Source organism: Micromonospora sp. MH99, assembly GCF_021442385.1.
Taxonomy (GTDB): domain Bacteria; phylum Actinomycetota; class Actinomycetes; order Mycobacteriales; family Micromonosporaceae; genus Micromonospora.
Window position 1 is genome coordinate 1 of sequence record NZ_MUZA01000125.1, and the last position, 8,214, is coordinate 8,214.

Here is an 8,214-nt window from a genome sequence, read left to right on the forward strand (position 1 = left end):
CGGCGGGCGGCGCGGGCGGGCGGCGGACGGCGGCGGGCGGGCGGCGCGAGCGGACCGTGTGATCAGGAGCGGTCACTGGTTGGTGGTGGATGCCACCTCTGGCGCGGCCGCCGATGCCCAGCTCGGCGGGTGGCGGGTGAGCCGCCACCCGCGCCGTCCTACTTGAGCTGGCCCGCGGTCAGGCCGGCCTGGACTTGGCGTTGGAAGGCCACGTAGATCGCCAGCACCGGCAGCACCGCGATGCTCAACCCGGCGAAGAGCCGCGCGTAGTCGCCCGCGTAGCCCTGGCTGACCGACAGCGCGAACAGCCCCTGGGCGAGCATCCACTTGGACTCGTCGCCCTGCATCAGCACCTGCGGTAGCAGGAACTGGTTCCAGTGACTGAGGAAGTTGAAGATCGCCACGCTGATCAGTCCCGGACGCGCCATCGGGAGCATCACCCGGAAGAACAGCCGGAAGTGACCGCAGCCGTCGACCATGGCCGCCTCGGCCACCGAGGTCGGCAGCGTCCGGAAGAACGCGGTCAGGAAGAACACGGTGAACGGCATCGAGTACGCCGCGTACACCAGGATCAGTCCCGTCCAGGTGCCGAAGAGGCCGGCGTTGCGGACCACGAAGAACAGCGGCACCAGGGCGAGGAACACCGGGAACATCAGGCCACCGACGAACAGGTAGTAGACGACCTGCCGGCCACGGAACTCGTACCGGGCGAAGACGTACGCGGCGGCGGCGCCCATCAGCATGGTGAGGCTGACCGAGCCGGTGACCACCACGAGGCTGTTGAGGAAGTACCTGCCGATGTGCGCCCCGGTCCACGCGCGCGCCCAGTTGTCCCAGCTCAGCGACGCGGGCAGCCCCCACGGGTCGGCCAGGATCTCGCCGTTGGTCTTGAACGAGCTGAGGAACATCCACAGCAGCGGCAGGACGGTGAGCAGGCCCCAGAGCAGCAGGAAGCCGTGCGAGAGGGCGTTGGCGACGCCGATTTCCCGCCGGACGGGGCGGTCCCGGGCCGGGGTCGACGTCGGCGCGGCGGCGGTGGGCTGGTCCAGTGTGGTCACGAGTACTCGATCCGATCGCGCCGGCCGACCCGCAGCGACAGCACCGCCACCGAGAGGGTCAGGAAGAACATCACCACGCCGATCGCCGAGGCGTAGCCGAACTTGGTCTCGCTGCCGAAGGCGGTGTCGTACATCCGTACGCCGATCACGTCGGTGGAGAAGTTCGGTCCACCGTTGGTCATGAGCTGCACGAGGATGAACCCGTCGAGGGCGAAGATGGCCAGGTAGACCCAGGCGACCTGCACGGTGTCCCAGAGCAGCGGCAGGGTGATCCGCCGCAGCGTGGTGAACCGGGACGCGCCGTCGAGCAGGACCGCCTCGTAGATCTCCTTCGGTACTGCCGACATCGCGGCGCCGAACAGGACGACGTAGAAGCCGACGTTGCTCCACACCATCACCGCCAGCACACACCAGAAGGCGGTCGCCGGGTCGCCGAGCCAGGTCGGGGCGGGCAGGCCGACGGCGTGCAGCGCGCTGGTCAGCAGCCCCTTGTTGGGGTGGTAGACCTCCTTGAACAGCAGCGCGATGATCACGACGGAGAGCACTTGCGGGAAGAAGTACACGGTGCGGTAGAACGCCCCGCCGCGGACCCCGGTGACTCCGGCGCGGCCCCGACGCCCGCCCAGGGCGAGCATGGTGGCGAAGAAGAGCCCGAACCCGATGGTCAGCACGGGCACCAGGGCCAGCAGGATCGCGTTGTTCTTCAGCGCGTTCCACACGTAGTCGTCGTGCCACAGCGCCTTGAAGTTCGCCAGCCCGACCTGGTTGGCGTCGGCCGAGTAGCCGAGCCAGTCGGTGGTGGAGATCTGGAACGCCTGCAGGTACGGGGAGACGACGAAGAAGACGTACAGCAGCACCGGCGGCACCAGGAACGTGACGATCAGCGGCCACTTGCCATGTTTCACTGTGGACCTTTCCCAAGGTGCGGTCGGTGGGGGCGCGCTCGCCCCCACCGGCCGGGCTGTCAAGCCGCTCGCTTGTACTTCTTGATCGAGCTGTCCTGGGCGATCGAGTCGGCGCCCTTCTGACACTGGTCGAGGAACTCCGCCGGGCCGATCCGGCCGCTGAAGAACTCGCCGCACGCCGCGTCGACGAGGTTGCGCTCCAGCTTGCGGTAGTAGTTGTTGTAGACCCAGTTGAAGCCGTTGGACCCGGACGCGTCGAGTGCCTTGACCACGGTCTTGAGCCCGTACGGCAGCTCGACTCCCTCGGTGGCGCCGGCGACCACGGTGAGGCTGGCGACCTTCTTCGTGAAGTCCTGGGCGCCCTTGAGGGACAGCATGGTCCGGAAGTACTCCAGCCCGCCGGCGACGTTGCGGGCCTTGGCCGGCACCATGAACGGCTCGCCGGCGGTGCCCCGGATCGCCTCGAACGGCAGCTTGTCGCCGCTGCCCAGGCTGGGGGTGGGCGCGATGGTCATGTTGAACCCAGCCGGGGTGACGTCCTTCTGCTCACTCTCCAGCCAGGATCCGCAGGAGATGAAGGCGGCCTTGCCCTGGCACCAGGCGGTCTGCGACTGCTTGTGGTCCAGGCCGGGCGAGCCCTCCAGGATGAACTTGTCCTTGACGATCTGTTGCCACGCGTCGGCGGCGGCCCGCATCGAGTCGGACTTCCAGGCGTTCGGCTCCAGGTTGTCGATGGCGGTCGCCACCGACGGCCCGCCGAGCTTGATCGCGGTGGCGATCAGCGGCCAGCTCATGTAGCGCGGGTGCAGGCCCGCGTACGTCCAGGGGGCGATGCCGGCAGCCTTGATCTGCTTGCAGAGCGCGATGTGGTCGTCCCAGGTCTTGGCGTACTCCCACCTGCGTTCGGCGAACAGCTTCTCGGAGTACCAGATGCCGTAGGCGGTGTAGGTGTAGTTGAGCACCAGGAACGTGCCGTCGTACGACCCGACCTCGACCGCGCCGGGCAGCAGGGTTTCCTTGACGGTCTTGCCGGGCACGTCGAGGCTCGGCGCGGCGAGCAGCTCGCCCAGGTCGGCGATGGCGTTCTGGCTGACCAGGCCGTTGAAGTCGATCTGACTGGCGCCGGAGTTGTTGACCACGTCGGGTGGCGTGCCGTCGACGAAACGCGGCTGGAGGGTCTTGCTGATCTCCTGGGTGGCGGAGTGCTTGATCTTCGCCTTCGGGTACTTCGCGGTGTACATGGCCTCGTGGGCCTTGGCGTACTCCTCACCGAACCCGCCGCCGAAGATCACCACCTCGAGCGGGGCGTCTTCCTTGACGCCGAGCGGGTTCTCGGCGCTCTTGGTGCCCTTGTAGGTCTCGGCATCGCCCTTGTCGCCGCCGCCTGTCGCACAGCCGGTCAGCAGGCCGGCGGCGGGGGTGGCCAGCAGACCGGCGGCGGCGCTGCGCCGCAGGATCTCACGCCTGTTCATAAGGTCTCCTCGGTTCGGGTCGGGCGGTCGCCGGGGGATGGGGGAAGGCGTCCGTCGCGCGAGGCACGGGGGGTGTTGCTTGTCTTCAGTTAGCGCAAAGTTGCTGAAGAATTTCTACGGCAGCGACGAGCGGACTTCAACCCCCGGCAGCCGAACCGTTATCACCACCGGCCACCACCTGCTCGCCTAGCCTGAGGTGATGGGCCGCCTGCGCCAGCTCGCCGAGCGCACCCCGGCGGGCCGGGAGCGGTACGTCGACCTGCTCCGCGCCCTCGCCATCACCATGGTCGTTCTCGGACACTGGGGCGTCGCGGTGATCGTGCGCGACGACGACGGGCTGCCCACCGGGCACTCCGCGCTCAGTGACCTGCCGTGGGCGTACCCGCTGACCTGGGTGGCCCAGGTGATGCCGGTCTTCTTCCTGGTCGGCGGTTACGCCAACGCGATCTCGCTGACCCGCCTGCGGGCGCGGGGTGGCGACGCCGCCAGTTGGCTGCTCGACCGCAGCGCTCGGCTGGTCCGCCCCACCAGCGTGCTGGTGCTGGTGCTCGGCGGCGCCGCGGTCGTGGCGCGGTTGCTCGGCACCGACCCGACCCGGATCCGCGAGGTGGTCTGGTTCGCCACCATCCCGCTCTGGTTCCTGGTCGCGTACCTCGCGGTGGTCGCGCTCACCCCACCGATGTACGCGCTGCACCGCCGCCTCGGCCTGGCGGTGCCGCTGGTGCTGGTCGCCCTGGTGGGTCTCGGCGACCTGGGCCGGCTCACCGGACCGGTGGGGCTGAGCTACGGCAACTACCTGTTCGGCTGGCTGGCGATACACCAGCTCGGCTTCGCCTGGTACGACACCCGCCAGGCCGCCGGGCCGAAGCCAGCCAGCGAAACCGCCCCGCCGGCCGACACCGCCGGCCGTCCGACCGCCGCTGAAGCCGACCCGTCGGCCGACGAGCATTCGGGGGTACGTCGCCGCCGGCTGCCGACCTCCCGCCGGGCCGCTCTGGTGTTCCTGGTCGGCGGACTGGCCGCGCTGCTGCTGCTCACCGTGCCCGGCCCCTGGCCGGTGGCCATGCTGAACGTGCCCGGCGAGAGGCTGGACAACGCCGGCCCGCCGAGCCTCGCGCTGCTGGCCGTCGCCGCCACCCAACTCGGCCTGATCCTGCTGCTGCGCGGCCCCGCGGAGCGCCTGCTGCGGCGCACCGGCCCGTGGCAGGTGGTGATCGCGGTCAACCTGGTGGTGCTGACCATCTTCCTCTGGCACCTGACCGCCGCCATCGGGCTGATCGGGCTGCTCGACGCGACCGGAACCCTGCCCACACCGGAGGTCGGCTCGACTGCCTGGTGGGCGTGGCGGGTGCCCTGGCTGCTGCTGCTCGCGGCCGTCCTGACGGTGCTGGTCGCCATCTTCGGCCCGGTGGAGGTCCACAGCAGCGGGCACCGCACCGGGCAACGGGCCGGCCAGGGCACCACGACCCGCACGGCGCTGACCGTGGCCGGTTACGCCGCCGTGGTGTTCGCGCTGATGCTCAACAGCGCGACGCCGAAACTCACCGCGGAGCCGCTCGGCATGCCCGCCCCGGCCCTGCTGGCGTACCTGGCCGGGGCGGGCGTGCTGCGTCTGCTCAGGTCTGGGTGGGGAACCCGAGGTTGACCCCGCCGTGGCGTGGGTCCAGCCACCGGCTGGTGACCACCTTGCCCCGGGTGAAGAACCGCACCCCGTCCTCGCCGTGCGCGTGCAGGTCACCGAAGAGCGACGACTTCCAGCCGCCGAACGAGTGGTACGCCATCGGCACCGGGATCGGCACGTTGATCCCGACCATGCCGACCTCCACCTCGTGCTGGTAACGCCGGGCCGCGCCGCCGTCGTTGGTGAAGATCGCCGTGCCGTTGCCGTACGGGCTGGCGTTGACCAGCTCCACGGCCTCGTCGTACGAGGCGACCCGGACCACGCTCAGCACCGGCCCGAAGATCTCGTCCGTGTAGATCGACATGTCCGGGGTGACCCGGTCGAACAGAGTCGGGCCGAGCCAGAAACCCTCCGGGTCGCCGTCGGGCGTCACGTCCCGGCCGTCGACCACCGGCACCGCGCCGGCGGCGACACCGGCGTCCACGTAGGAGCGCACCTTCGCCGCGTGCGCGGCGGTGACCAGCGGACCCATGTCGCAGCCCCGTCGGCCGTCGCCGGTGCGCAGACCGGTCACCCGGGCGGCGATGCGCTCGACGAGCGCGTCCGCCACCGGCTCCACCGCCACCAGCACCGAGATGGCCATGCACCGCTCCCCCGCCGAACCGAACCCGGCGTTCACCGCCGCGTCGGCGGCCAGGTCCAGGTCCGCGTCGGGGAGCACCACCATGTGGTTCTTCGCCCCGCCGAGCGCCTGCACCCGCTTACCCGCGGCCGTGCCGCGCTGGTAGACGTACCTGGCGATCGGGGTGGAGCCGACGAACGACACCGCCCGCACCTCCGGGTGCTCCAACAGCGCGTCGACGGCCTCGGAGTCGCCGTTGACCACGTTGAGCACCCCGTCGGGCAGGCCCGCCTCGGCGAACCACTCGGCCAGCAGCAGCGCCGCGCTCGGGTCCTTCTCGCTCGGCTTGAGCACCACCGCGTTGCCGCAGGCCACGGCCACCGGCACGAACCACAGCGGCACCATCACCGGGAAGTTGAACGGGGAGATCACCGCGACCACGCCCACCGGCTGCCGGATGGTGTACGAGTCGACCTCGGTGGACACGTTCTCGCTGAACGCGCCGCGCAGCGCCGACGGCAGGCCGCAGGCGTACTCGATGACCTCCAGGCCGCGCTGCACCTCGCCGGCGGCGTCGGCGAGCACCTTGCCGTGCTCGGCGGTGATCACCTCGGCGAGCCGGTCCCGCCGGGCGTGCACCAGCTCGCGGAAGGCGAACAGCACCGCCGACCGCTTCGCCAGCGACGCGTCGCGCCAGTCGCGGGCCGCGCGGGCGGCGGACCGCACCGCGACGTCGACGTCCGCGGTCGAGGCCAGCTCCACCTCGGCGGTACGCCTACCCGTCGCCGGGTCGAACACGTCGCCGCGCCGCTCGGACGTGCCGCCGACCCGCTTGCCGTCGACGAAGTGACCGATGCTCGTGCCGCCGATGCTCATGCCGCCACCGCCGCGCACGAGCGGATCGCGTCGACGAGGATCGCCAGGCCCTCACGGGCCTCCTCCTCGGTCAGCGTCAACGGTGGACCCATCCGCAGCACGTTGCCATACAGGCCGCCCTTTCCGGTGAGCAGTCCACCGGCGCGGCACGCCTCGAAGACCCGGTTGGTCAGCGCCGGGTCCGGCTCACCGCCGCCCGGCCGGACGAACTCGACGCCGAGCATCAGCCCCTTTCCGCGTACCTCGGCGACGCAGTCGAGACCGCCCACGGCGGCCCGCAGGCCGTCGGCGAGGATCGCGCCGACGCGGGCCGCGTTGGCCTGGAGGTCGTGCGCGAGAAGGTAGTCGAGCACCGCGTTGCCGGCCGCCGTGGAGATCGGGTTGCCGCCGAACGTGGAGAAGCTGATCCCCGGCACCGCCTGGAGCACCTCGGCCCGGCCGACCACCCCGGCGAGAGCGAACCCGTTGCCGACGCCCTTGGCGAAGGTGAGCAGATCCGGGGTGACGCCGTGCGCCTGGTAACCCCAGAAGTGCTCCCCGGTACGCCCCCAGCCGGTCTGCACCTCGTCGGCGATGAACAGGATGCCGTGCTCGTCGAGGACCTTCTTCCAACCGGCGAAGAGCCCGTCCGGCGGGTGCACGAAGCCGCCCACGCCCTGGATCGGCTCGGCGATCAGCGCCGCCACGTCACCGGTGGTCTGGGTGGCCAGCACCTCGCGCAGGTCCTCCACGGCCGCGTCGACCTGCTCCTCGGCGCTCAACCGTGCCAACAGACCGCGAACCCGGTCACCGGAGTGCAGCCAGGCCACCTGGAGCGGGTTGAGCGCGCTGGCCGACCAGGTCCGGTTGCCGGTGACGCCCATCGCCGCGTACGACCGGCCGTGGTAGCTGTTGCGCACGGCCAGGACCTGGTGCGAGCGGCGGTAGTTGGTGGCGACCAGCAGCGCCGCCTCGTTCGCCTCGGTGCCGGAGTTGGTGAAGAACACCCGGGCGTCTCCGATGCCCGAGCGCTGGGCGATCTTCTCGGCCAGCTCCACCTGCTGACGGATCAGGTAGAGCGTCGAGGTGTGCACGATGCCGGTGGCGAGCTGCCGCTCGACCGCCTCGCGGATCTCCGGGATGTCGTACCCGATCATGTTGGTCAGCACGCCGCCGAAGAAGTCCAGGTAGCTGCGGCCCCGCGCGTCGGTGACCCGGCGGCCCGAACCGGAGACCAGCTCGATCGGCTCGTCGTAGTAGAGGGGCATCCAGGACGGGAGCACGGCCCGGTGCCGGGCCAGCAGGTCGTCGGTCATCGGGGCAACCCTTCAGCGGCGTTCGTGGATACCGCACGCTCCCACCGCCGGCCCGCACGGACAACTGTCAGGGTGTAGCGCAAGGCCGTTCCGGCCTGACAGCACGTCAACGGTTTCCAGAGCCGTGGCCGCCGTTGGCCGCTGATCTCCTCAGCGAACGTGCTCTTCCTCCGCTCGATCCGCAGTCTGGTCGCCCACCGCTACCCTGGGTCCGTCCACTGTCGCCGGGGAGGCACGCGGTGCGCATCGACGAGACCATCGCCGCACTGGAACGCGTCGCCGCACGGGAGGTGGGCCGGGGCAGCGAGGCGCTGGCCGCGCCGGCGGCCGGCGGGCTGCTGGCCGCCGCCCGGTCGCTCGCCAGC

Annotated in this window: 6 protein-coding genes; 1 reads left to right on the forward strand and 5 read right to left on the reverse strand. The window is 70.7% G+C overall.

Features of this window, described 5'->3' with window-relative positions:
* Positions 1-158 precede the first annotated feature (158 nt).
* Genes B0E54_RS31630 through ngcE form a run of 3 tightly spaced genes read right to left on the reverse strand, consistent with a single transcriptional unit; the run spans position 159 to position 3,435 of the window.
* Positions 159-1,058 (reverse strand): carbohydrate ABC transporter permease, encoded by a 900-nt coding sequence (locus B0E54_RS31630; protein ID WP_234591510.1) that lies wholly within the window; start codon positions 1,056-1,058, stop codon positions 159-161.
* Entirely contained in the window at positions 1,055-1,963 is a 909-nt protein-coding gene (locus tag B0E54_RS31635; protein WP_234591511.1) for a carbohydrate ABC transporter permease, read from the reverse strand. Before B0E54_RS31635 ends, B0E54_RS31630 begins: the two co-directional genes overlap by 4 nt.
* A gap of 59 nt (positions 1,964-2,022) precedes the next feature.
* Entirely contained in the window at positions 2,023-3,435 is a 1,413-nt protein-coding gene (gene ngcE, locus B0E54_RS31640; RefSeq protein WP_234591512.1) for an N-acetylglucosamine/diacetylchitobiose ABC transporter substrate-binding protein, read from the reverse strand.
* A gap of 199 nt (positions 3,436-3,634) precedes the next feature.
* On the opposite strand from ngcE, the gene B0E54_RS31645 reads away from it, so the two are divergent.
* Positions 3,635-5,080: an acyltransferase gene (locus B0E54_RS31645; RefSeq protein WP_234591513.1), complete on the forward strand. Its 1,446-nt coding sequence runs from the start codon at positions 3,635-3,637 to the stop codon at positions 5,078-5,080.
* On the opposite strand, the gene B0E54_RS31650 is transcribed toward B0E54_RS31645, so the two are convergent.
* Together B0E54_RS31650 and B0E54_RS31655 are read right to left on the reverse strand one after the other, a co-directional pair.
* The gene (locus tag B0E54_RS31650) at positions 5,052-6,554 is read right to left on the reverse strand and encodes a CoA-acylating methylmalonate-semialdehyde dehydrogenase (protein ID WP_234591514.1); all 1,503 of its coding nucleotides are present in this window, start codon (positions 6,552-6,554) and stop codon (positions 5,052-5,054) included. The two genes, B0E54_RS31645 and B0E54_RS31650, sit on opposite strands and share 29 nt — an antisense overlap.
* The gene (locus B0E54_RS31655) at positions 6,551-7,849 is read right to left on the reverse strand and encodes an aspartate aminotransferase family protein (RefSeq protein ID WP_234591515.1); all 1,299 of its coding nucleotides are present in this window, start codon (positions 7,847-7,849) and stop codon (positions 6,551-6,553) included. The genes B0E54_RS31650 and B0E54_RS31655 overlap by 4 nt, the downstream gene beginning before the upstream one ends.
* Positions 7,850-8,214 lie beyond the last annotated feature (365 nt).